The following is a 24760-nucleotide window of genomic DNA, read 5'->3' as shown; positions in this document are numbered from 1 at the left end:
CGATTCAGGCGAAGAAAACCTGCCACAGCAGATGACGAAAAATGGGCATCATCGGATGGAACTGAATGCCGACGAAAGCCGCGACGGCAATCACCAGCCCCAGCGGTCCTGCCCAGCGCAGGCGCTCAGGCGGCAGCCAGGCCGATGCCCAGTCGCGACTCTTGCCGCTGCGCCACCAGCGCCAGCATAACCAGACACCCAGCCAGATCAGCAGTGCTGCGCCGAGTAACAGCCATTTAAAGCTGCCGCCCTGCGCGGCTTTGGGCACATCGATCGCCACACCCGCCAGAATACCGGGCAGCAGATAGAGCGGCGGCCAGAGAATGCAGCCGATAATGTTTGGCGGCAGGAATTTACGCACCGGCAGCTCCAGCATACCGGCCGCCAGCGGGATCAGCGGACGCGTGGGGCCAACAAAGCGTCCGACCAGAATCGTAAACATGCTGTGCTGATGCAGGGCGTGCTCGGTTTTATCCAGCAGGCCTTTATACTTTTGCAGATACTTCCAGCGATGCAGCGGCCCCTGAAATTTCCAGCCGATGCCGTAGGAAACCCAGTCACCAATCAGGCAGCCCGCAAAGCCCGCCGCCCAGGCCGGGTAAAGGCCAAGTTCGCCACTGCCGACCAGCGCGCCCAGACTGGCCATCATCACCGTACCTGGCAGCAACAGCCCGACCAGCGCCAGCGACTCCAGAAACGTCACCAGCGCAACGGCAAACAGCGCCCACTCCAGGGACTGCGTAATCAGTTGTTGAATCCAGGCTTCCATAATCATCCTAAGTAAAAGCAGAAGGCTGGATTGTCCTGAGCCAGCCACACAGCGTCAAGGCAAGAATTGTAGGACAATGTTGACAAAAGCGGGTGGCGGGAACTGTATAAATATCCATGTTATACTGAAGCGGTTTTCTCATCCTGAAATGCTGAGTCCGGAGAACATCTGAATATGCCCCGTGCAGGTTTTCTGCTCACCCGCCACTGGCGCGACAGCCCGCATGGCACCGAAATTATCCTCTGGCTCGCGACCGATGCGGGCGCGCAGCGCGTGGTGCTGCCGGTGCAGGAGTCCGTCGCGTTTATTCCTGAGGAATTTCAGGCGCAGGTCAGCGAATTACTGAAAGATGAACGTCAGTTTCGGATTCAGTCGCTGGCGCTGAAAGATTTTCGGCGTCGCCCGGTTTTCGGCCTCTACTGCCAGCAGAACCGCCAGCTACAGCGCATTGAAAAACGGCTGCGCGAAGAGGGTATTCCGGTCTATGAAGCCGATATCCGTCCGCCGGAGCGCTACCTGATGGAGCGTTTCATTACCGCGCCGGTTTGGTTTGACGGCGAGCAGCGCGGTGACAGCGTGGTCAATGCGCGGCTCAAACCCCATCCCGACTATCGCCCGCCGCTGAAATGGGTCTCGCTGGACATTGAAACCACACAGCATGGCGAGCTTTACTGCATCGGGCTGGAGGGATGCGGTCAGCGCCAGGTCTTTATGCTCGGCCCGGCCAACGGTGATGCCAGCACGCTGGATTTCGAGCTGATCTATCTCGACAGCCGGCCGCAGTTACTTGAAGCCCTGAACCAGTGGTTTGCAGAGCATGATCCGGATGTCTTAATTGGCTGGAACGTCGTGCAGTTTGACCTGCGGGTATTGCAAAAGCATGCCGATCGTTACGGCATTCCGCTGCGCCTGGGACGCCAGCAGGCCGCGCTGGAGTGGCGTGAACATGGCTTCAAACCCGGCGTATTTTTCGCTCAGGCCAGTGGCCGGTTGATTATCGATGGCATTGACGCGCTGAAATCAGCGTTCTGGGATTTTCCCTCATTCAGCCTCGAGTCCGTGTCGCAGCAACTGCTGGGAGAAGGAAAAGCGATTGATAATCCCTGGCAGCGTATGGAGGAGATCAACTGGCGCTTTGCCAACGATAAACCGGCGCTGGCGCGCTACAACCTGAAAGACTGCGAGCTGGTGACGCGCATTTTTCACAAAACGGCGATTATGCCGTTTCTGCTGGAACGCGCGGCGGTCAATGGACTGGCGGTGGATCGCCACGGCGGTTCGGTAGCGGCCTTTGGTCATCTCTATATTCCGCGGATGCATCGCGCCGGGTTTGTCGCCCCGAACATGGGTGATGTGGCCCCGGAAGCCAGTCCTGGCGGTTATGTGATGGATTCGCGCCCCGGCCTGTATGACTCAGTGCTGGTGCTGGATTACAAAAGCCTCTACCCGTCGATTATCCGCACCTTCCTGATTGACCCGGTGGGTCTGGTGGAAGGGCTGGCCCATCCTGATGATGCCGATTCGATTGAAGGTTTCCGTGAAGCGCGTTTTTCGCGGCATACCCACTGCCTGCCTGCGATAGTTGAACAGATCTGGCTGGGTCGCGAAGCGGCGAAAAAGCAGAATAATCAGCCGCTGTCTCAGGCGCTGAAAATCATCATGAACGCCTTTTATGGCGTGCTGGGCACCAGCGCCTGCCGCTTCTTTGATCCGCGGCTCGCCTCCTCTATTACGCTGCGCGGTCACGCCATCATGCAGCAGACCCGAACGCTGATTGAGGCGGAAGGCTACGACGTCATCTATGGCGACACCGACTCCACCTTTGTCTGGCTGAAGTCGGCGCACAGTGAAGAAGATGCCGCCGCGATTGGTCAGCAGCTGGTGCAGAAAGTGAACGACTGGTGGCGCGACCATCTGCAGCAGACGCAGGGGCTGACCAGCACACTGGAACTGGAGTATGAAAACCACTTCTGCCGTTTTCTGATGCCCACCATTCGCGGCGCGGAACAGGGCAGCAAGAAACGCTACGCCGGACTGATTCGTGACGCCGCCGGTGAGCGCATGGTCTTTAAGGGGCTGGAGTCAGTGCGAACAGACTGGACGCCGCTGGCAAAAGCATTCCAGCAGCAGCTCTACCACCGTATCTTCCACCGTCAGCCGTGGCAGGATTATATCCGTACAACCGTGGCGCAGTTGCTGGCGGGTGAACTCGACGATCAGCTGATCTACAAAAAGCGGCTGCGGCGTCCGCTGAAAGAATATGAACGAAACGTGCCCCCCGCACGTGCGCGCCGCCAGGCTGGCCGATGAGCACAATCGTAAATTAAACCGGCCCTTGCAGTACCAGAATGGTGGCCGGATCCGTTATGTCATCGCCACCGCAGGCCCCGAGCCACTGGAGGCGCGCAGCACGCCGCTGGACTATGACCACTACGTGACGAAGCAACTTCAGCCGGTTGCAGAGGGGATTCTGCCTTTTGTCGAGGGGGGACTTTGCTACACTTATTACCGGACAGCTGGGGCTTTTTTTGACAGGTGACGAACGTCCTGCCATCCAGTACCATAGCGCCCTTCCTGAAACTCACCGCTCTTAAGTACGCTCCAGGCCTTGTTGTCTGGCGGTAACGCTATTGCCTGAGCTTTGGGAACACCTCTAAAAACGTTAAAATTCGAGCAAAAAATATATGGTTTTTACATTAGGTCAGCGCTGGATTAGTGATACGGAAAGTGAACTGGGACTGGGCACCGTGGTGGCGATCGATACCCGCATGATCACCCTGCTGTTTCCGGCCACGGGGGAAAACCGCCTCTACGCCCGCAACGATTCGCCGGTTACCCGCGTCATCTTTAATCCGGGTGATACCATCACCAGCCACGAAGGCTGGCAGATGCGCGTCGATGAAGTACGCAACGAAAATGACCTGATGACCTATATCGGTACCCGTCTGGATACCGAAGAGAGCGAAGTGATGCTGCGCGAAGTCATGCTCGACAGCAAGCTGGTGTTCAGTAAGCCGCAGGATCGCCTGTTTGCCGGCCAGCTCGACCGGATGGATCGTTTTGCCCTGCGCTTCCGCGCCCGTAAATACCAGAGTGAGCAATATCGTCTGCCAATCAGCGGCTTACGCGGCATGCGCACCAACCTGATCCCTCACCAGCTGCATATCGCCCACGATGTCGGCCGTCGCCATGCGCCGCGCGTCCTGCTGGCCGATGAAGTTGGCCTGGGTAAAACCATTGAAGCCGGGATGATCATCCAGCAGCAGCTGCTGGCTGGCCGCGCCGATCGCGTCCTGATCGTGGTACCTGAAACTTTACAGCATCAGTGGCTGGTCGAAATGCTGCGCCGCTTCAACCTGCGCTTTGCGCTGTTTGATGACGATCGCTATACCGAAGCGCAGCACGACAGCGATAATCCATTTGAGACGGAGCAGCTGATTATCTGCTCACTGGACTTCGTGCGCCGTAACAAGCAGCGTCTTGAGATGCTGGCCGATGCCGAATGGGATCTGCTGGTGGTCGATGAAGCGCACCATCTGGCCTGGTCAGAAGGCGAGCCCAGCCGTGAATATCAGGTTATCGAACAGCTGGCTGAGAAAACCGCCGGGGTTCTGCTGCTGACCGCAACGCCGGAGCAGCTGGGCATGGAGAGTCACTTCGCCCGTCTGCGCCTGCTCGACCCTAATCGTTTCCATGACTTTGCCGCCTTTGTTGAAGAGCAGCAGCATTTCCGTCCGATTGCCGATGCCGTCACGGCGCTGCTGGCCGATAAAGCGATCTCCCAGGAGGAGATGAACCGGATCAACGATCTGGTCGGCGAGCAGGATATTGAGCCACTGCTGCAGGTCGCCAACAGCGACCGTGACGGCAAGCTGGAGGCGCGTCAGGAGCTGATCTCCATGCTGATGGACCGCCACGGCACCAGCCGCGTGCTGTTCCGTAACACCCGTAACGGGGTTAAAGGCTTCCCGAAACGCGAACTGCACCAGATCCGCCTGCCGCTGCCTGCGCAGTATCAGACGGCGATTAAAGTCTCCGGCATTATGGGCGCGCGCAAAAGTGCAGAAGAGCGGGCGCGTGACCTGCTCTATCCGGAACAGATTTATCAGGAATTTGAAGGCGACAGCGGCACCTGGTGGAACTTCGATCCGCGCGTGGAATGGCTGATGGGCTATCTCACCACCAACCGCAAAGAGAAAGTGCTGGTGATCTGCGCCAAAGCGGCCACCGCGCTGCAGCTGGAGCAGGTACTGCGCGAGCGCGAAGGTATCCGCGCAGCGGTGTTCCACGAAGGTCTGTCGATCATTGAACGTGACCGTGCTGCCGCCTGGTTCGCCTCAGAAGAGAATGGCGCGCAGGTGCTGTTGTGCTCCGAGATCGGTTCTGAAGGCCGTAACTTCCAGTTTGCCAGCCGTCTGGTGATGTTCGACCTGCCGTTTAACCCGGACCTGCTGGAGCAGCGTATCGGTCGTCTGGATCGTATCGGTCAGGCGCACGACATTCAGATTCTGGTACCGTGGCTGGAGCAGACCGCACAGGCGGTGCTGCTGCGCTGGTATCACGAAGGGCTGGACGCGTTTGAACACACCTGCCCGACCGGCCGGACAATCTATGACAGCGTCCATTCGCAACTGATCGGCTATCTGGCCGCGCCGGAAAACAGCGAAGGTTTTGATGCGTTTATCACCGACTGCCGTAAACAGCATGACGCGCTGAAACTGCAGCTGGAACAGGGTCGCGATCGCCTGCTGGAGCTGAACTCCAACGGCGGCGAATCGGCTCAGCTACTGGCCAATGCCATCAGCGAGCAGGATAACGACACCGGCCTGGTGAACTTCGCGCTCAACCTGTTTGATATCGTTGGTATCAATCAGGAAGATCGCAGCGATAACCTGATTGTGCTGACCCCTTCCGACCACATGCTGGTGCCCGATTTCCCTGGCCTGCCGGAAGATGGCTGCACCATCACCTTCAACCGCGATCAGGCGCTGTCGCGCGAAGATACCCAGTTCATTACCTGGGAACATCCGCTGATCCGCAACGGTCTGGATCTGATTCTGTCGGGCGATACCGGCAGCAGCGCACTGTCACTGCTGAAGAACAAGGCGCTGCCGGTGGGGACGCTGCTGGTCGAGCTGATCTATGTGGTTGAAGCACAGGCACCGAAGCATCTGCAACTGACCCGGTTCCTGCCGCCAACGCCAATCCGTCTGCTGATGGATACTAAAGGCACTAACCTGGCGGACAAAGTGGAGTTCGAAAGCTTTAACCGTCAGCTGAATGCGGTTAACCGTCATACCGCCAGTAAACTGGTGAATGCGGTGCAGCAGGATGTGCATGCGATTCTGATCCAGGGCGAAGAGAGCGTAGTCAGCGAAGCGCGTGCGGTGATTGATGCAGCACGTGCCGAAGCGAACGAGAAGCTGGGCGCAGAGCTCTCCCGTCTCAACGCGCTGAAAGCGGTGAACCCGAACATCCGTGACGATGAAGTCGAGGCGCTGGAAAGCAACCGTGAACAGGTGCTGGAAAGTCTCGATCAGGCCAACTGGCGTCTCGACGCGTTGCGCCTGATTGTGGTGACACACCAGTAAGCTCAGGGGCCGCATGGCCCCTTATTTTTGGAAAGCCCCATGGAACCTTACAATCCACCGCGTGACCCCTGGCTGCACATCCTTTATCAGGATGCGCACATCATGGTGGTGAACAAACCCAGCGGTCTGCTCTCGGTACCCGGTCGGCTGGACGAACATAAAGATAGCGTGATGACGCGGGTTCAGCGTGATTTCCCGCAGGCTGAATCTGTCCACCGACTGGATATGGCGACCAGCGGCGTAATGGTCGTGGCGCTGACTAAGGCTGCTGAGCGCGAGCTGAAACGACAATTCCGTGAGCGGGAGCCTTCCAAGACTTACGTGGCCTGCATCTGGGGTCATCCGGCGAAGGAAGAGGGATTGGTTGACCTGCCGCTGATTTGCGACTGGCCAAATCGTCCGAAGCAGATGGTCTGCTTCGAAACCGGCAAAGCCGCGCAGACGGAATATCAGGTGCTGGAATATCGTGCGGATAACAGTGCGCGTGTTTCGCTGAAACCGATTACCGGCCGCTCACACCAGCTGCGGGTGCATATGCTGGCGCTGGGCCATCCGATTCTGGGGGATAACTTCTATGCGCATCCGGAGGCCAAAGCGATGGCGCCCCGTTTACTGCTGCATGCGGAGTCACTGACCATTACCCATCCGGCATTTGGTAATGCCATGACGTTTCGTCAGCCCGCCGATTTTTAAGGTTTACTGCTCGCCTGTCACCGTGGCCTCCTCTGTTGCAGAAGAGGCCACGGAACATGGTGTTTACTTAAAGCCTTTCTCTTTGCGAATCAGATCGTACGCCGCCTGAATTTCCTGCGCTTTCTGCTTCGCCATCTCCATCATCTCTGGTGGTAACCCTTTCGCTACCAGCTTGTCAGGATGATGTTCGCTCATGAGTTTGCGGTAGGCGCGTTTGATGGTGGTGGCGTCATCGCTACTCTTCACACCCAGCACGCTACAGGCATCTTCCAGCGTTGGCCCGCGTTGCGCCTGCTGAAAACCGCCTGAACTGCGCTGACCACCGCCAAACTGCTGGCCACCTTCCATCATGCGCAGGAACTGATCGAACTGACCGCGTGAAATGCCCAGCTCTTCGGCAATCACATAGAGCACCTGTCGCTCATTAGGATGCAGTGAACCGTCGGCAAAGGCGGCCTGAATCTGGATCTCCAGGAACATCCGAATCAGATCAAACCGGCCAAAACAGGCGCTGCGCAGTTCACGCAGTTTGCTGCGTAACGGATAATCCGCCTGCTTGCCTTCGCGGAACGCGCGCTGGGCAGCCGTGCGAGAGTCACCGTGCAGCTGCATCCGCTCCATTAACAGCGAAGCAATCTGAATATCCGCTTCCGTGACGCGCCCTTTTTGACTTGGTCAGATGGCCCATCACCTGAAAGGTGGTGCTGAAAAACAGCGTCTGTCGGGTCTGATTATTTGAGAAGTAAGCCTTGCCTTGCGCGCCGCGTACTTTGTCAATCATATGGCCAATGATCAAACCGATCACAATCCCCCAAAAGCCTGCGCCGGAAAGTAATCCCACCGCCAGACCCACAACTTTTCCCCAGTAGCGCATAAACTCCTCAATTCGCCATGCTTGCGGCTGAAAATTGCATTATCATACCTGTCATTTATCTCAGCGCCTAACGGCAACGCTGACTGACCAGGATTAACACTGGCGCAACGCCGGGCAGTAAGTTAGTCTCTGACCCGATTGTCGGCATGATGCCAGTTTTCATGGAATTCTCGATACCGCGTATGAAAAAACATATACCTACCCTGCTGGCCACACTGATCGGCGCAGCCATTAGCCAGCAAGCCTTTGCCGACGATTTGATGTCGCAGTGTATGTTAGGCGTGCCGAGTTATAACCGCCCGCTGGTGAATGGCGATACGAATCAGATGCCCGTCACCATTCACTCCGACGCCGCCAAAGGGAACTATCCCAATGATGCGGTATTCACCGGTAATGTGAATATTGAGCAGGGCAACAGCCGTATGCAGGCGGATGAAGTCCAGCTTCATCAGCGTCAGCAGGAAGGCCAGACCGCGCCCGTACGTACCGTCGATGCGCTGGGTAATGTGCACTACGATGACAATCAGGTCATCCTGAAAGGTCCGAAAGCCTGGTCAAACCTCAACAGCAAAGATACCAACGTCTGGAATGGTCAGTACCAGATGGTAGATCGTCAGGGACGCGGCGTCGCAGATCAGATGAAGCTGCGCGGCGATAACCGCTACACCATTCTGGAAAACGGTACCTTTACCTCCTGTCTGCCCGGCTCCAACAGCTGGAGCGTGGTGGGTTCAGAGGTGATCCAGGATCGCGAAGAGGAAGTGGCGGAGATCTGGAATGCCCGCTTTAAAATCGGTTCCGTTCCGGTGTTCTACAGCCCCTATCTGCAATTACCGATTGGCGATCGTCGCCGCTCCGGTTTCCTGATCCCGAATGCAAAATATGGCAGCAACAACGGCTTTGAGTTCATGCTGCCCTATTACTGGAACATCGCGCCGCAGGCCGATGCGACCATCACGCCGCACTACATGAGTAAGCGCGGCATGCAGTTCCAGAACGAATTCCGTTATCTGACCACGCTGGGTGCAGGTCTGGTTGAATTCGACTACGTCGGCTCGGACAAACAGTACGATAACGACAAAGCGGTGCGCGGCATTGCCGAAAATGACAGCTCCGATCGCTGGCTGTTCTACTGGCGTCATGCCGGTGTCTATGACCAGAACTGGCGTTTCAGCGCGGACTACACCAAGGTCAGTGATAAGTACTACTTCAACGATCTCGACTCGAAGTACTACAGCTCGACCGACAACTACGCCACGCAGAAATTCAGCATCGGCTATGCGGACACCAACTGGGACGCCACGCTCTCCACCAAAGATTTCCAGGTGTTCGGCGATACCACCAGCAATAACGTCTACCGCGCCATGCCGCAGCTGGACGTCAATCTCTATCAGAACGATATCGGCCCGTTTGATGGCCGGGTTTATGCCCAGGCGGTGAAGTTCACCAATGTCAGCAGCCGCTATCCCGAAGCGACCCGTTTACATGTTGAGCCAACGCTGAACCTGCCGCTGTCAAACGGCTGGGCCAGCTTGGATACCGAAGCGAAGTTCCTGGCGACCCATTACCAGCAAACTAACGTTGATTATTACAACAATAACTTTGCGAACAATAACGGCAAAAGTGGCGATCTGGATGAGTCTGTCAACCGCACCCTGCCGCAATTTAAAGTTGATGGTCGTCTGGTGTTTGACCGCGATATGAACTCGGCGGTGGGTTACACCCAGACGCTGGAACCGCGCGTGCAGTACCTTTATATCCCGTATCGTAATCAGAGCAATATCTATCCGTACGACTCAACGTTGCTGCAAACCGACTACACCGGTCTGTTCCGCGATCGTACTTATAGCGGCCTGGATCGCATCGCTTCCGCCAATGAAGTGGCTACCGGCGTCACCTCGCGTATTTATGATAACGATCTGGTTGAACGTTTTAACGTTTCTGTAGGTCAAATCTACTCGTTTACCCCTTCTCGTACTGGTGTGAATCAAACCAGTAAAGAAGATGATACCGGCAGCCTGATCTGGGCTGGCGATACATACTGGAAAATCAGCGATCGCTGGGGCGTCCGTGGTGGGCTGCAATATGACACCAAACTCGACAACGTCTCCCAGGGCAATACCGTACTGGAATACCGTCGTGATGCCGACCGCATGGTGCAGCTGAGCTACCGTTACAGCAGCCCGGAGTATGTTGCGACCGCACTGAACGATAGCAGCCTGGTCACAAATCCTATCTACAAAAATGGGATTTCACAGGTAGGTACTACGGCCAGCTGGCCGATTGCCGACGCATGGTCTGTGGTAGGCGCTTACTACTACGATACCCGCAACACGCGTCCGGCTTCACAACTGGTTGGCCTGCAATACAGCTCATGCTGTTACGCTATCCGGGTCGGTTATGAACGCAAAATTAACGGTTGGGAAAACAACGACAGTAAGTATGACAACCAAATCTCATTCAACATTGAGCTGCGTGGTCTGAGTCCGAACTATGGCTTAGGCACCAACGATATGCTGCGTCAGGGCATTATCCCTTACCAGCCTGCTTTCTGATGTTGTGATGTTTGACAGGCAATCCCGCAGTGCGGAACCAACAATGGATAAAGTATGAAGAACTGGAGAATGCTGATTCTTGGTGTGGCAATCAGTGCCAACACCGCGTTCGCAGCACCACAAGTCGTTGATAAAGTTGCAGCCGTGGTCAATAACGGCGTGGTTCTTGAGAGTGACGTGGATGGCATGATGAGCACCGTTAAATCTCAGGCCCAGCAGGCTGGTCAGCAGTTGCCGGATGATAAAACGTTGCGCCATCAGATTCTGGAACGTCAGATCATGGACAACATCATTCTGCAGATGGGTGATAAAGCGGGAATTCAGATCAGCGACGAGCAGCTGGACCAGGCTATTCAGAACATCGCTGCGCAGAACAAGATGAGCCTTGATCAGCTGCGTAGCCGTCTGGCTTATGACGGCATGAACTACAGCGTGTATCGTTCTCAGATCCGCAAAGAGATGACTATCGCCGAAGTGCGCAACAACGAAGTGCGTCGTCGTGTCACGATTCTGCCGCAGGAAGTGGATACGCTTGCTACCCAGATCGGCTCTCAGAACAGCCAGGGTACTGAACTGAACGTCAGTCATATTCTGCTGCCGCTGCCGGAAAACCCGACGCAACAGCAGGTTGATGAGCAGGAAACGCTGGCGAAACAGCTGGTTGGCGAACTGAAAAATGGCGCTGACTTCGGCAAGATGGCCGTGACCTACTCTGCCGACTCCCAGGCGCTGAAAGGCGGCAACATGGGCTGGGGTAAAATCGAAGAGTTACCGACCCTGTTTGCTCAGGCACTCTCAAGCGCCAAAAAAGGCGATATCGTCGGGCCGGTGCGCTCTGGTGTGGGCTTCCACATCCTGAAAGTGAACGACCTGCGTGGCGAGAGCAAAAATGTCTCGGTCACCGAAGTCCATTCGCGTCACATTCTGCTGAAGCCATCGCCGATCCTGACAGACGATCAGGCACGCGCGCAGCTGGAGCAGATTGCTAACGATATCCGCAGTGGCAAAACCACCTTTGCGGCGGCGGCTAAACAGTACTCTGACGATCCGGGTTCGGCGAACCAGGGCGGCGACCTCGGCTGGACCTCTCCGGAAGTCTTTGATCCGGCGTTCCGTGACGCGCTGCTGCGCCTGCAGAAAGGCCAGACCAGCCAGCCGGTTCACTCCTCTTTCGGCTGGCATCTGATTCAGTTGCTGGATACCCGTCAGGTGGATAAAACCGATGCGGCCCAGAAAGAGCGTGCTTACCGTATGCTGTTTAACCGTAAGTTCGCGGAAGAAGCGCAGACCTGGATGCAGGAACAACGTGCCAGTGCCTACGTGAAGATTCTGGATGGCAATGCGCAGTAATGCCCGTGTGGTGATCACGCCCGGCGAACCTGCCGGGATTGGTCCCGATCTTACCGTTCAGCTGGCCCAGCAGTCGTGGCCGGTTGAACTGGTGGTCTGCGCCTCGCCTGCCCTGTTGCAGCAGCGTGCGGCGCAACTCGGTCTGCCGCTGACCCTGCGGCCCTACCAGCCTGATGTGGCAGCCGAGCCACAGCAGGCGGGTACACTGACTATCCTGCCAATTGAAACGGCAGCGCCGGTCACACCCGGCGAGCTTTGCGTCGCCAACAGCGACTATGTGCTGGCCACGCTGACGCGCGCCTGCGACGGTTGTCTCGACGGTGAATTCGCTGCCCTGATTACCGGCCCGGTGCATAAAGGCGTGATTAACGATGCCGGCATCGCCTTTACCGGCCATACCGAATTCTTCGCCGATCGTGCAGGCGGCCATCGGGTGGTCATGATGCTGGCGACAGAAGAGCTACGAGTCGCACTAGCCACCACCCATCTGCCTTTGAAAGATGTGCCCGCTGCGGTAACCCGTGAATGTCTGCATGAAGTGATTACGATTCTGCATCGTGATCTGCAGCAGAAGTTTGCGATTGCCGAACCGCATATTTATGTCTGTGGTCTTAACCCTCATGCCGGCGAAAGCGGTCACATGGGTCGGGAAGAGATCGAGACCATCACGCCGGCACTCAATGAACTGCGTAAGCAGGGCATTAATCTGACCGGCCCGCTGCCTGCGGATACCCTTTTCCAGCCCAAATATCTGCAATACGCCGATGCGGTGCTGGCGATGTATCACGACCAGGGCCTGCCGGTACTCAAATTTCAGGGGTTTGGCCGGGCGGTAAATATCACCCTGGGCCTGCCCTTTATCCGGACTTCAGTTGACCACGGCACCGCGCTTGAACTCGCTGGCCTGGGTCAGGCTGAACCGGGCAGCTTCATCACGGCGCTTAACCTCGCCATCACTATGATCAAGAGCAGTAATGAATAATCGCGTCCATCAGGGGCACTACGCCCGTAAACGTTTCGGGCAGAACTTCCTGAACGATCAGTACATTATCGACAGCATTGTCTCCGCCATCCATCCTCAGCGCGACGAAGCGCTGGTGGAGATCGGCCCAGGCCTGGGTGCCTTAACCGAGCCGGTAGGCGAACGCCTCGATAAATTAACGGTGATAGAGCTGGACCGCGATCTCGCTGCGCGTCTGGAAACGCATCCGTTCCTTGGCCCGAAACTGACTATCTTCCAGCAGGATGCCATGACCTTCGACTTCGCCGCGCTGGCGCAGGAGAGAGGCCAGCCGCTGCGGGTATTTGGTAACCTGCCGTACAATATTTCGACCCCGCTGATGTTCCACCTTTTCAGCTATACTGGTTCGATCAAAGATATGCACTTCATGCTGCAGAAAGAGGTGGTTAATCGTCTGGTTGCCGGTCCGGGTAACAAAACCTACGGTCGTCTGACGGTGATGGCGCAGTACTACTGCCAGATCATTCCGGTGCTGGAAGTGCCTCCGCACTCTTTCACGCCACCACCGAAAGTGGACTCTGCCGTGGTGCGTCTGGTGCCGTATGCCGAGCCGCCGTATCCGGTCAGCGATGTGCGTATCCTGAGCCGTATTACCACTGAAGCGTTCGGCCAGCGTCGTAAAACGCTGCGCAACAGCCTGAGCCACATGGTGGCCGCCGGTGCGCTGGAAGAGTTGTCTATAGATCCAACCCTGCGTGCCGAGAACGTCTCGGTGGCGCAATATTGTCAGCTGGCGAACTGGCTGGCGAATCATCAGGGAAAATCGCAGGAGTAAGTCATGAGTGAAACGGCCCGCGTCTCCGTCCATGTGCAAAGCCAGTACGTCGCCTCACAATCCTCACCGGATGATGATCGCTACGTCTTCGCCTATACCATTACGATACGCAATCTGGGCCGTTCCTCAGTGCAACTGCTGGGACGCTACTGGTTGATTACCAACGGTAACGGCCGCGAAACGGAAGTTCAGGGTGAAGGCGTGGTCGGTGAACAGCCGCTTATCGCGCCAGGCAATGAATTTCAGTACACCAGCGGTGCCGTGATCGAAACACCGATGGGCACCATGCAGGGGCACTATGTGATGGTCGACGAACAGGGCGACACTTTTCACGTAGAGATCCCGGTGTTCCGCCTCGCCATTCAGACCCACATTCATTGATTCACACGCTTTTTGCCCGTTAAGTCGGGCACCTTCCTGATGGATAAAACGTTATGAGCACATACCTGATTGGCGACGTTCACGGTTGCTACGATGAATTACGTGCATTGCTGCAACAGGTCGACTTCAATCCTGAACAGGATACCCTGTGGCTGACCGGCGACTTAGTGGCGCGCGGTCCTGGCTCACTGGAAGTCTTACGCTACGTAAAATCGCTGGGCGATGCGGTGCGTCTGGTGCTGGGCAATCACGACTTGCATCTGCTGGCGGTCTACGCCGGCATCAGCCGTAACAAGCCTAAAGATCGCCTGACCCCGTTGCTGGAAGCGGATGATGCGGATGAGCTGATCAACTGGCTGCGTCGTCAGCCGCTGTTACAGGTTGATGAAGAGAAAAAGCTGGTGATGGGACACGCCGGTATCACGCCGCAATGGGATATTGAGACCGCGAAAAAGTGCGCGCGTGAAGTCGAAGCGGTTCTCGCCAGCGACAGTTATCCGCTGTTCCTGGATGCCATGTATGGCGACATGCCGAACAACTGGAGTGAGGATCTGACCGGCCTGGCGCGTCTGCGCTTCAGCACCAACGCCCTCACCCGCATGCGCTACTGTTTCCCCAACGGCCAGCTGGACATGATCTGCAAAGATGCCCCGGAATCGGCGCTTCCGCCGCTGAAACCCTGGTTTAATATTGAAGGGCCGGTCGCACGTGACTACACCATCGTCTTTGGTCACTGGGCCTCGCTGGAAGGCAAAGGCACGCCAGAGGGCATTATCGGGCTGGATACCGGCTGCTGCTGGGGCGGAACGCTGACCCTGTTGCACTGGGAGACACAACGCTATGTGGTGCAGCCCTCTAATCGCGAAAAAGCACTGGCCTCCAGCGACAGTCTGGCACCGCCCACGCTATAACGGCGATGCTGGCCATCAGGCCAGCATCCTGTTTTATGCGCCGATAATGCCGCCATCTTCGCGGGTGATCATAATCACCGACGACCGCGGACGCGGACTGTTGTCTGGGAAGTGCGAGTCACCCTCTTCGCCGGGATGCTGCACATTCACGAACAGCGTTTTGTAATCGGGCGTGAAGGTAATACCGGTCAGCTCGCACGATTTTGGACCGACCATAAACCGGCGGATCTCGCCACTATCAGGATCACCCACCAGCATCTGATTATTCCCCTGCCCCTGATAATCCTCTTTGTTGCTGTATTTGCCATCGGTCAGGATCCATAACCGCCCCTGCGCATCAAACCCCAGCCCATCCGGACTGTTAAAGGTATTCTCAGCGGTGATGTTCGGTGTGCCACGATAGATCCCCTCAGGATGCGCTATCGGGTTGCCACACAGCGCATAGATATCCCACTCAAACGTCTGCGCGGTAGCATCGCCTTTCTCATCCCAGCGAATAATCTGACCGTAGATATTTTTTGGCCGCGGATTCGCTGCATTGACCGGCATGCCTTCATTTCCGCGCTTGTTGTTGTTGGTCAGGGTGCAGTAGGCACGGCCGTCATGCGGGTTAACCGCAATCCACTCCGGCCGGTCCATTCGCGTTGCGTTGACCACATCTGCCGCGGCACGCGCATTGATCAAAACATCTGCCTGGCTATTGAATCCCTTTTCAGCGGTGAGTCCATTTTCGCCCCACTTCAGCGCCAGCCAGCGCCCGGTGCCTTTAAGCGGCGTGCCCTGAGCATCGCCGTTGAACTGCGCCACATAGAGCGTGCCCTTATCAAGCAGTCCGTGATTGGCTTTAGCATCATCCGGAGTGACCTTGTCATCTGAGACAAATTTATAGATATACTCGCCGCGCTCGTCGTCGCCCATATAAACCACCAGCTGGCCGGTTTTCGCGACCGTCACGGCGGCATTCTCGTGCTTGAAGCGGCCCAGCGCGGTCCGCTTTACCGGCACGGAGTGAGGATCGAAAGGATCGATTTCGACAATCCAGCCGTGACGGTTGAATTCGTTGGGATTCTTAGCGATATCGAAGCGGGGATCAAAGTCGGCCCAGTTGCGCTCCGGCTCAGCGGCATTCAGGGTATAGCGCTTCTGCTGTGGGGTCGGCGTAAAGTCCGCCTGATGGGTGCCAAAGTAGGTGTCGTAGTTCTCTTCACAGGTTAGATAGGTGCCCCACGGCGTTTTGCCGTTGGCGCAGTTACCAAAGGTGCCCAGGACATGCATTCCCTGCGGATCGGCGGCAGTCTGCAGCGCTTTATCCCCCCGCTGCCGGACCGGAGAAGCGCATCGGGGTATTGGCGGTAATGCGGCGGTTATAGTCAGAAGGACGTACCACCTGCCAGCGATTGTCCTCACCTCGTTTGACTTCAACGATGGAGATACCGTGCGCCGCCTGCGACTTTTTGACATCTTCCAGGCTGGTCGCTTTACTGCCGCCGTGGGCGAACAGCGTCGGCTCATTCACATATTCATTGTTAATCGCCATCACGCCGCGTTGGTCATTAATCGCGAAGAAGCTCATACCGTCGTTGTTGTCACCGAACTGCTTTTCCTGATCTTCGGCGCTGTTATTGCCCTGCGGATCAAACGCGGCTGCGCCATTCACCAGCGGATCACCCCAGGAGATCAACACGTCGGCGCGATAGCCGGGGGCCACCACAATCTCATCGGCCGTGGACGCGGCAATCGCCTGAAAGCCCAGCAGTGGACTGCCCGCAGGCTTCTCCTGCGCCAGTGCACTGCCCGAGAGCGTCAGGCCGCCGCTGAGAAAGCCGGTCAGGCCGATAGCACCGGAACCGGCAAGGAATTTACGACGCAGTGGATCAGGCAGGCGGTCAGTGCTTAATGCGGAGAGTTCGATTTTCATTAGTGATTGCTTCCTTTGTGTCGATCCCAGAAAAGAAGCAATGCTAATGAATAAAGATGACAGCCAGGTTACAGCCCGGCAGGGGTGGGATTAGCGACGACGGTCAAGGATCTCAAAGCAGTAGCTGTGGGAATTTTGCTCGTCAGCGTCGTGGAATTCGCTGAACGTTGACTGCCACTCATCCGGCTCGTAATCCGGGAACTGCGTATCACCTTCGACTTCCGCATCAATGTGCGTCAGATAGAGACGATCGGCACGCTTCAGCATCTGCTCATAGACGCGGCCACCGCCAATCACCATGATCTCTTCAGCGTCACCGGCTGCCTGTAACGCCTCATCCAGCGAAGTGACCCAGGTAACGCCTTCGGTGGTGCCCGGCTGGCTGCTGACCACGATATTCAGTCGGCCAGGTAACGGACGGCCAATAGATTCAAAGGTCAGTCGGCCCATAATCACCGGTTTCTTCAGCGTATGGCGCTTGAACCACGCCAGATCTGCAGGCAGGTCCCACGGCATGGCGTTCTCCATTCCAATAATGCGATCTGCTGCTAATGCCGCGATAAGACTAATCATGTTAACCACTCACTGAAAAAAATTGGCGCCATGATACGTAAAGGTGAAACTTTCGTCGATAGGGGGAAAGGTCTAATTGCGTAAAGCTTTTCATGACGTCGTTTTTCACGGCCTGTGCAGCGTTTTTCACCGCCTAATCGCGTCAGTTTGCCGCAGCTCGCCAGCGATCGGCCTCAGGCTGGCACAAAAGTCGTGCGCAAAAGAAAACGGCTCCCGGAGGAGCCGTCAGGGTTATCAGAAGTCGTAGCGCAGACGCACCAGATTCATATCACCCAGGTTATCGGTGCTGGAGGTAAACACATGTTCGTAATCGACACGGAAACCGTAGTCGAGGAACAGCACCACACCCAGACCGTTGTCGATGCGCTGATAATCACGGCCTGTCGCATACTCAATGCGATCGCCCATGACATATGGCTGTACCGCTTTCAGACCATACTGCCCCACCGGAATCTTGTAACCGGCGAAATATTCAATGCCCCATGCGTCGCCGGCAAAGTAGTCATGCACATCTTTGCGTTTGGTGGTCATGAAGTTCTCATACCAGCCACCGCCGGCTGACAACGTCCAGTTACCTGGAGTCCAGCTCAGCGCGGTGCCGTAAATGTTCTGATCGTAATCGCGGCTGTCGCCGTTGTTCGGGTTACGCATCGCCGCGCGGGTGTAGTTCCACGCCGTGCCCCAGCTCAGATCGTCCGTGATGTGGTAGTCCACACCCAGCGAGCCGCCGCCTTTGCGCTTATAGCGCAGGCCGTTGCCTGGCAGATACTCGTTATCTTCGAACAGATAAGAGGCGTAAAGATCCGCATCGCCGAAGCTGTTTTTATACTTCAGCTGTTTGCGTGAGCGGTAAGATCCGTCGTAGTCGCCGTTGATCCCGTTACCCGGAGCCTGGCCGACCATGTCGTAATCCCAGATATCGGTCTTGGCGCCCACGGTATCGTAATAGACGCTGTTCTGCTGACCGAAGGTAAGCTGGCCCCAGGTTTTGCTTTTCAGACCGGTGTAGAGCTGACGACGCGTGGTGTTATTGGCACCGTCCGCATAGTGACGATCCCAGCTGAAGACCGCCGGGACGTTAACGCCCAGCTCGTAGTAGCTGATCCAGCTGACGTCATCAAACAGGTAGTAGTCAGCGCCGAAACGGAAACGGGTGCCGCCGTCAAAACCGTCGCGCTTGTAGGATTTGTCATCCACGCCGGTCTGATGATTGAACTGAGCACGAATGCTGCCGCCAAAAGTAAAGTTAAGACGGCTAAGCGGATCGCCTGCCTGCGGATCCTGTTTTAACAGGGTAATTTCCGCCTGGCTGGCGAAAGGAAGAATTGCCATCAGTGCAGCCACTGCACTCAGAGAAAAAAGTACGCATTTTCATTTTTTATTTATGTCCTGATACGCTCCAGTGATGAGCGGCAGGCATAGTACTGACGAAAAATCCGCACAGGAAGTGTTTATATTATAAATTTGTGCGAACCGGCCTTATTCGCACCTATAGCTAAAAAAATAAGCCAAATCAGTGACTTTAACGCAAACTCTTTGCTTTCCCTGAACCCTGTTTTCGGATTATCGCCAATAAGATGGTCAAAAAAAACGGCTCCCGCAGGAGCCGTTTTTCACATTACATCGCCTTACATCGCCTTGATCTGGGCATGCATCTCCTGAACGGAGATAACCTGTTCCGTCGGGTCTGCATTCAGTGCCATCGCGGTGGCGAAGCCGCCGTTCAGCGTGGTGTCGTAGTGCACTTTATACTGCAGGGCACTGCGGCGAATCAGTTTCGAATCTTCAATCGCCTGACGACCCGCCGTGGTATTGACGATGTAGCTATACTCGCCGTTCTTCAGACGGTCCTGAATGTGCGGACGCCCTTCATGCACCTTGTTCACCAGGCGCGGGTTGATGCCCGCTTCGCCCAGCACAACCGCCGTGCCGTGAGTCGCATCCAGTTCGAAACCAAACTTCTGCAGCTTAGCGGCCAGGTCGACAATACGTTTCTTGTCGCCTTCACGCACCGACAGCAGCGCACGGCCCGACTTCTTCATGTTGCTCTGTGCGCCCAGCATCGCTTTGGAAAACGCCTCAGCGAAGGTGCGGCCCACGCCCATGACTTCACCGGTAGAGCGCATTTCTGGCCCCAGAATCGGGTCAACGCCCTGGAACTTGTTAAACGGCAGCACCACTTCTTTGACAGAGTAGTAAGGCGGAATCACCTCTTCAGTGACGCCCTGCTCTGCCAGCGTTTTGCCTGCCATCACGCGCGCGGCAACTTTCGCCAGCGGGACACCGGTCGCTTTAGAGACGAACGGCACGGTACGCGCCGCACGAGGGTTAACTTCGATCAGGTAGACTTCGTTGTCTTTCACCGCGAACTGGACGTTCATCAGGCCACGAACGTTCAGCTCAAACGCCAGCTTCTCAACCTGCTGGCGCATCACATTCTGAATCTCCTGACTCAGGGTGTAGGCCGGCAGTGAACAGGCGGAGTCACCGGAGTGAACGCCAGCCTGCTCGATGTGTTCCATGATGCCGCCAATCAGCACCCGCTCGCCGTCGCAAATCGCATCAACATCCACTTCGACCGCATCATCCAGGAAGCGATCCAGCAGCACCGGTGCATCGTTGGAAACCGAGACCGCCGTCTGGAAGTAGCGCTTGAGGTCGATCTCGTCGTAGACGATCTCCATGGCACGGCCACCCAGCACATAAGAAGGACGCACCACCAGCGGATAACCCAGACCCGCGGCTTTCTCAACCGCCTGCTCCAGTGTGGCCACCGTGGCGTTGGCGGGTTGCTTCAGGTTCAGGCGATCAACCGCCTGCTGGAAACGTTCACGGTCTTCAGCACGGTCGATGGAATCCGGGCTGGTGCCGATAACCGGTACGCCTGCGGCTTCCAGTGCACGCGCCAGTTTCAGCGGAGTCTGACCGCCATACTGCACAATCACACCTTTTGGCTGCTCAATGCGCACAATCTCCAGCACATCTTCCAGCGTGACCGGCTCGAAGTAGAGGCGATCAGAAGTGTCGTAATCGGTCGAGACTGTTTCCGGGTTACAGTTGACCATAATGGTCTGGTAACCATCTTCACGCAGCGCCAGGGCGGCGTGAACGCAGCAATAGTCGAATTCGATACCCTGACCGATACGGTTTGGCCCACCGCCCAGAATCATGATTTTTTCGCGATCCGGACTTGGATTGGCTTCGCACTCCTCCTCATAGGTGGAGTACATATAGGCGGTGTCTGTCGCGAACTCTGCGGCGCAGGTATCCACGCGCTTATAAACCGGGTGCAGGTTAAACTGCTGACGCAGCTTGCGGATTTCGCTCTCTGCCACGCCCGCCAGTGTCGCCAGCCGTGCATCAGCAAAGCCTTTACGCTTCAGGGCGCGCAGGAACGTCTCATCCAGGCTATTAACCCCTTCACGGGCAACCTGCTCTTCCAGCCGCACCAGCTCTTCGATCTGCACCAGGAACCAGCGGTCAATATTGGTCAGGTTGAACACGCCATCCACTGACATGCCGGCACGGAAAGCATCCGCGATGTACCAGATGCGGTCTGAACCGGCATCTTTCAGCTCACGGCGGATGCGGGTTAATGCTTCCGGGTCGTCGAGGTGGACTTTCGGGTCGAAGCCGTTAGCGCCTACTTCCAGGCCGCGCAGCGCTTTCTGCATGGATTCCTGGAAAGTACGACCAATTGCCATCACTTCCCCGACCGACTTCATCTGCGTGGTCAGGCGATCGTTGGCACCGGCAAATTTTTCGAAGTTGAAACGCGGGATCTTGGTGACAACGTAGTCGATGGAAGGCTCGAACGAGGCTGGCGTTAAACCGCCGGTGATATCATTCATCAGCTCGTCGAGGGTATAGCCGACCGCCAGTTTGGCCGCCACTTTAGCAATCGGGAAACCGGTCGCTTTGGAGGCCAGCGCCGAGGAGCGTGACACGCGCGGGTTCATCTCAATGACAATCAGGCGGCCATCTTTCGGGTTAACCGAGAACTGCACGTTGGAGCCACCGGTTTCAACACCGATCTCACGCAGTACCGCCAGCGAGGCGTTACGCATGATCTGATACTCTTTGTCGGTCAGCGTCTGGGCAGGTGCCACCGTGATGGAGTCACCGGTGTGGATCCCCATCGCATCGAAGTTTTCAATTGAGCAGACGATGATGCAGTTGTCGTTTTTATCGCGCACCACTTCCATCTCATACTCTTTCCAGCCAATCAGCGACTCATCAATCAGCAGCTCATTGGTCGGTGAGAGGTCGAGACCGCGTTCGCAAATCTCTTCAAACTCTTCGCGGTTGTAGGCGATGCCGCCACCGGTTCCGCCCATAGTAAATGAGGGACGGATAATGCAGGGGAAACCGACATCTTCAGCCACGGCCAGCGCTTCTTCCATGGTGTGCGCAATGCCGGAGCGCGCGGTATCCAGACCGATGCTTTTCATCGCCACGTCGAAACGACGACGATCTTCCGCTTTGTCGATCGCATCAGCCGTTGCGCCGATCATGGTGACGCCAAACTCTTCCAGCACGCCATGACGTTCCAGCTCCAGCGCACAGTTCAGCGCTGTCTGACCGCCCATGGTCGGCAGTACCGCGTCCGGGCGCTCTTTTTCGATGATTTTGCGCACCACTTCCCAGTGAATCGGCTCAATGTAAGTAGCATCAGCCATTTCCGGGTCGGTCATGATCGTCGCCGGGTTGGAGTTCACCAGAATGACGCGGTAACCCTCTTCACGCAGCGCTTTACACGCCTGCGCACCGGAATAGTCAAATTCGCAGGCCTGGCCGATCACAATCGGACCGGCACCAAGAATCAGGATGGATTTTAGGTCTGTACGTTTTGGCATGAATTAGCTCCTGATTACTTCGCTTGCAGACGGAATGCGTCAATCAATTCAATAAAGTGGTCAAACAGCGGCGCAGCATCGCCTGGGCCCGGGCTGGCTTCCGGGTGTCCCTGGAAGCTGAATGCGGGCTTGTCAGTGCGGTGAATGCCCTGCACGGTTTTATCGAACAACGAAATGTGAGTTACACGCAGGTTAGCGGGAAGATTGTTCTCATCGACCGCAAAACCGTGGTTCTGCGCGGTGATCATCACGCGATTGTTATCGAGATCTTTCACCGGATGGTTGCCGCCGTGGTGGCCCAGCTTCATCTTCACGGTCTTAGCCCCGCTGGCCAGCGCCAGCAGCTGATGACCCAGACAGATTCCGAACACCGGGATCTCTGTTTTCAGGAAGGCCTGAATTGCGCTGATAGCGTAGTCGCACGGCTCCGGGTCGCCAGGACCGTTGGAGAGGAAGATGCCATCCGGATTAAGCTTCAGTACTTCTTCGGCAGGCGTCTGTGCCGGAACGACGGTCAGACGACAGCCGCGATCGACCAGCATCCGCAGAATGTTGCGCTTGGCACCGTAATCGTAAGCCACCACATGGTAAGGCAGTGATTCAGCGTCGGCCTGCTCTGGCAGCCCTCCCTCCAGCGTCCAGCTGCCCTGCTGCCAGCTGTAGGTCTCAGTGGTGCAGACCTCTTTCGCCAAATCCATCCCTTTCAGTCCCGGGAACGCCTGAGCTTTTTGCAGCGCCAGCGCGGCATCCGGATTATCGCCCGCAATGATGCAGCCGTTTTGTGCACCTTTCTCACGCAGCAAGCGCGTCAGCTTGCGGGTATCGATATCGGCAATCGCCACGATGTTGTTGCGCTGCAGGTAGGCGGATAAGCCCTCTTCACTACGGAAGTTGCTGGCAATCAGCGGCAGGTCACGGATAACCAGGCCCTGCGCATGAATCTGGCTGGATTCTTCGTCGGCGGTATTGGTTCCGACATTACCGATATGGGGATAAGTGAGAGTAACGATTTGGCGGGAATAGGAAGGATCAGTGAGGATTTCTTGATAACCGGTCATTGAGGTATTGAAAACGACTTCTCCCACTGCCGACCCTGTTGCCCCGATGGCCCGACCGTGGAATTGGGTTCCGTCTTCCAGAACCAAGAGCGCTGACTTAATCAAAACATCCTCCAGGGAATAAACAGTCACAATATCTGCATATTAATTCAAAATAGCCGCCTGAATCAATGCAAAAACCGCCTGAATTGTCGATTTTTGGCAAATTGCGCGCATTCTAATGATCGCCCTGGCCATTGTCTACCCTGCGGCGGGATTTTTTCACCCTTATCTGCCTTCTGAGGAAAATAACGGGCATAAGCAGCAAAAAAGAGAGGAAAACTCGGCGGAATAATCGTTTGCCAGGCAGCATAAAAGCAAAACAGAAGCAGCGCGGCCTTTATTTTTGACCAAATGGTCAAAAATAGCATCCGGCAGAGCAAATAAATGAAGAAAACAGGCAAAAACAGAAGCCAGAGATAAATTTATATCGGGAAGGCAGATTTCAGATAAAATTAAGGGCAATGAAAACATTGCCCTTTTTCAATCAAGCGATTATCGATTGAAACAACCACATCACGATGGTTCACAACACTCACAACATCGACAAATCCAGCACATCCCGCATATCAAACAGGCCAGATTTCTTATCTTTCAACCATAAAGCGGACTTAACCGCGCCATTTGCAAAGGTCATACGGCTTGAAGCCTTGTGGGTTATCTCTACGCGCTCGCCGATATCTGCAAACATCGCAGTATGCTCACCGACGATGTCACCCGCGCGTACTGTCGCAAAACCGATGCTCTGCGGCTGGCGTTCGCCGGTGTGGCCCTCACGCGTATAGACCGCATGCTCATCCAGTTTCCACTGCATCGCATCGGCTATCGCCTCACCCATCGCCAGCGCGGTTCCGGAGGGCGCATCCACTTTATGGCGGTGGTGCGCTTCAACGATCTCAATGTCCGCATACTCCCCCATCACTTTGGCAGCCTTCTCCAGCAGCTTCAGCACCAGGTTGACCCCCACGCTGAAGTTAGCGGCGAATACAATAGGGATATCTTCCGCCGCGGCCCGAATGGCCGCTTTGCCTGCTTCATCAAAACCGGTGGTGCCGATCACCATCGCTTTGCCCTGCTCACGGCAGATCGCCATATACTCCAGCGTGCCTTCCGGGCGGGTGAAGTCGACCAGCACATCAAAATCGTTAATCACCGCGCGTAAATCGTCAGCGATGATGATGCCATTTTTTCCGATGCCCGCTAATTCACCAGCGTCGCTGCCGGTCAGCGATGAGCCCGGGCGAGCCAGTGCCGCACCCAGTTCTGCGCCTTCTGCCTGCTGCGTCGCCTGAATCAGATTACGGCCCATACGGCCTGGCGCGCCCACAATAGCAATGCGGATTGTGTTCATATTTATTCATTCCTAAAACAAAACTATGCATCCAAAGCGTCATCA

The 24760-nt window shown here is 56.2% G+C and carries 15 protein-coding genes and 3 pseudogenes; 9 read left to right on the top strand and 9 right to left on the bottom strand.

Going from position 1 to position 24760, the window contains the following annotated elements; genetic code table 11:
* Positions 1–4: 4 nt before the first annotated feature.
* Positions 5–769: a DedA family protein gene (locus tag JNO11_RS02555; RefSeq protein WP_010253821.1), complete on the bottom strand. Its 765-nt coding sequence runs from the start codon at positions 767–769 to the stop codon at positions 5–7.
* 168 nt (positions 770–937) lie between these two features.
* Between JNO11_RS02555 and polB the strand changes: the two are divergent.
* From polB to rluA, 3 genes and pseudogenes are all read left to right on the top strand, one after another.
* A pseudogene (gene polB / locus JNO11_RS02550) lies at positions 938–3297 on the top strand (DNA polymerase II); the annotation flags it as partial.
* Between the two features lie 156 nt (positions 3298–3453).
* Positions 3454–6360, top strand: a complete 2907-nt coding sequence (gene rapA / locus JNO11_RS02545) for an RNA polymerase-associated protein RapA (protein WP_325176902.1) — start codon at positions 3454–3456, stop codon at positions 6358–6360.
* Between the two features lie 39 nt (positions 6361–6399).
* A complete protein-coding gene (gene rluA / locus JNO11_RS02540) occupies positions 6400–7053 on the top strand; it encodes a bifunctional tRNA pseudouridine(32) synthase/23S rRNA pseudouridine(746) synthase RluA (protein ID WP_158132007.1) in 654 nt (217 codons plus the stop codon).
* A 63-nt stretch (positions 7054–7116) separates the two neighbouring features.
* Here rluA and djlA read toward each other — a convergent pair.
* Positions 7117–7927 (bottom strand): annotated as a pseudogene (djlA, locus tag JNO11_RS02535) (co-chaperone DjlA).
* Between the two features lie 182 nt (positions 7928–8109).
* Here djlA and lptD point away from each other — a divergent pair.
* The 6 genes from lptD to apaH are packed head-to-tail and all read left to right on the top strand — an operon-like array spanning position 8110 to position 14920.
* A complete protein-coding gene (gene lptD, locus JNO11_RS02530) occupies positions 8110–10482 on the top strand; it encodes an LPS assembly protein LptD (RefSeq protein WP_325176901.1) in 2373 nt (790 codons plus the stop codon).
* Between the two features lie 54 nt (positions 10483–10536).
* Positions 10537–11832, top strand: coding sequence for a peptidylprolyl isomerase SurA (gene surA / locus JNO11_RS02525; RefSeq protein WP_010253800.1), 1296 nt, complete (start codon positions 10537–10539; stop codon positions 11830–11832).
* Complete coding sequence (gene pdxA, locus JNO11_RS02520) at positions 11822–12814, top strand: 4-hydroxythreonine-4-phosphate dehydrogenase PdxA (protein ID WP_191918810.1); 993 nt, start codon at positions 11822–11824, stop codon at positions 12812–12814. Before surA ends, pdxA begins: the two co-directional genes overlap by 11 nt.
* Positions 12807–13628 carry a 16S rRNA (adenine(1518)-N(6)/adenine(1519)-N(6))-dimethyltransferase RsmA gene (gene rsmA, locus JNO11_RS02515; protein ID WP_003854805.1) on the top strand — a complete coding sequence of 274 codons (822 nt, stop codon included), beginning with the start codon at positions 12807–12809 and terminating at the stop codon, positions 13626–13628. Before pdxA ends, rsmA begins: the two co-directional genes overlap by 8 nt.
* A gap of 3 nt (positions 13629–13631) precedes the next feature.
* Entirely contained in the window at positions 13632–14009 is a 378-nt protein-coding gene (gene apaG / locus JNO11_RS02510) for a Co2+/Mg2+ efflux protein ApaG (RefSeq protein ID WP_003854807.1), read from the top strand.
* A gap of 53 nt (positions 14010–14062) precedes the next feature.
* Positions 14063–14920, top strand: coding sequence for a bis(5'-nucleosyl)-tetraphosphatase (symmetrical) ApaH (apaH, locus tag JNO11_RS02505; RefSeq protein ID WP_010253765.1), 858 nt, complete (start codon positions 14063–14065; stop codon positions 14918–14920).
* 33 nt (positions 14921–14953) lie between these two features.
* Here apaH and JNO11_RS02500 read toward each other — a convergent pair.
* From JNO11_RS02500 to dapB, 7 genes and pseudogenes are all read right to left on the bottom strand, one after another.
* Positions 14954–16838: pseudogene (locus JNO11_RS02500) on the bottom strand (PhoX family phosphatase).
* A 90-nt stretch (positions 16839–16928) separates the two neighbouring features.
* On the bottom strand, positions 16929–17411 hold the full coding sequence (gene folA / locus JNO11_RS02495) for a type 3 dihydrofolate reductase (RefSeq protein WP_010253752.1): 483 nt from the start codon (positions 17409–17411) through the stop codon (positions 16929–16931).
* Between the two features lie 234 nt (positions 17412–17645).
* Positions 17646–18743: an autotransporter domain-containing protein gene (locus tag JNO11_RS02490; RefSeq protein WP_250489173.1), complete on the bottom strand. Its 1098-nt coding sequence runs from the start codon at positions 18741–18743 to the stop codon at positions 17646–17648.
* Positions 18744–19039: 296 nt separating this feature from the next.
* Positions 19040–22267: a carbamoyl-phosphate synthase large subunit gene (gene carB / locus JNO11_RS02485; RefSeq protein WP_010253739.1), complete on the bottom strand. Its 3228-nt coding sequence runs from the start codon at positions 22265–22267 to the stop codon at positions 19040–19042.
* Positions 22268–22281: 14 nt separating this feature from the next.
* A complete protein-coding gene (gene carA, locus JNO11_RS02480; RefSeq protein WP_033756525.1) occupies positions 22282–23430 on the bottom strand; it encodes a glutamine-hydrolyzing carbamoyl-phosphate synthase small subunit in 1149 nt (382 codons plus the stop codon).
* 62 nt (positions 23431–23492) lie between these two features.
* Positions 23493–23726 (bottom strand): hypothetical protein, encoded by a 234-nt coding sequence (locus JNO11_RS02475; RefSeq protein ID WP_325176900.1) that lies wholly within the window; start codon positions 23724–23726, stop codon positions 23493–23495.
* Positions 23727–23899: 173 nt separating this feature from the next.
* Positions 23900–24715, bottom strand: a complete 816-nt coding sequence (gene dapB, locus JNO11_RS02470) for a 4-hydroxy-tetrahydrodipicolinate reductase (protein ID WP_010253726.1) — start codon at positions 24713–24715, stop codon at positions 23900–23902.
* Positions 24716–24760 lie beyond the last annotated feature (45 nt).

The organism is Pantoea sp. 1B4, assembly GCF_016925765.1.
GTDB classification, from domain to species: Bacteria; Pseudomonadota; Gammaproteobacteria; order Enterobacterales; family Enterobacteriaceae; genus Pantoea; species Pantoea agglomerans.
This window is presented reverse-complemented; position numbering and strand designations above follow the sequence as displayed.

What these genes read in the sequence shown, in the direction of transcription:
- JNO11_RS02490 (WP_250489173.1), bottom strand. Translation starts at nt 18,743, where the DNA reads ATGGCAATTCTTCCTTTCGCCAGCCAGGCGGAAATTACCCTGTTAAAA.
- apaH (WP_010253765.1), top strand. Translation starts at nt 14,063, where the DNA reads ATGAGCACATACCTGATTGGCGACGTTCACGGTTGCTACGATGAATTA.
- folA (WP_010253752.1), bottom strand. Translation starts at nt 17,411, where the DNA reads ATGATTAGTCTTATCGCGGCATTAGCAGCAGATCGCATTATTGGAATG.
- surA (WP_010253800.1), top strand. Translation starts at nt 10,537, where the DNA reads ATGAAGAACTGGAGAATGCTGATTCTTGGTGTGGCAATCAGTGCCAAC.
- rapA (WP_325176902.1), top strand. Translation starts at nt 3,454, where the DNA reads ATGGTTTTTACATTAGGTCAGCGCTGGATTAGTGATACGGAAAGTGAA.
- JNO11_RS02555 (WP_010253821.1), bottom strand. Translation starts at nt 769, where the DNA reads ATGGAAGCCTGGATTCAACAACTGATTACGCAGTCCCTGGAGTGGGCG.
- dapB (WP_010253726.1), bottom strand. Translation starts at nt 24,715, where the DNA reads ATGAACACAATCCGCATTGCTATTGTGGGCGCGCCAGGCCGTATGGGC.
- rluA (WP_158132007.1), top strand. Translation starts at nt 6,400, where the DNA reads ATGGAACCTTACAATCCACCGCGTGACCCCTGGCTGCACATCCTTTAT.
- lptD (WP_325176901.1), top strand. Translation starts at nt 8,110, where the DNA reads ATGAAAAAACATATACCTACCCTGCTGGCCACACTGATCGGCGCAGCC.
- pdxA (WP_191918810.1), top strand. Translation starts at nt 11,822, where the DNA reads ATGCGCAGTAATGCCCGTGTGGTGATCACGCCCGGCGAACCTGCCGGG.
- carB (WP_010253739.1), bottom strand. Translation starts at nt 22,267, where the DNA reads ATGCCAAAACGTACAGACCTAAAATCCATCCTGATTCTTGGTGCCGGT.
- rsmA (WP_003854805.1), top strand. Translation starts at nt 12,807, where the DNA reads ATGAATAATCGCGTCCATCAGGGGCACTACGCCCGTAAACGTTTCGGG.
- apaG (WP_003854807.1), top strand. Translation starts at nt 13,632, where the DNA reads ATGAGTGAAACGGCCCGCGTCTCCGTCCATGTGCAAAGCCAGTACGTC.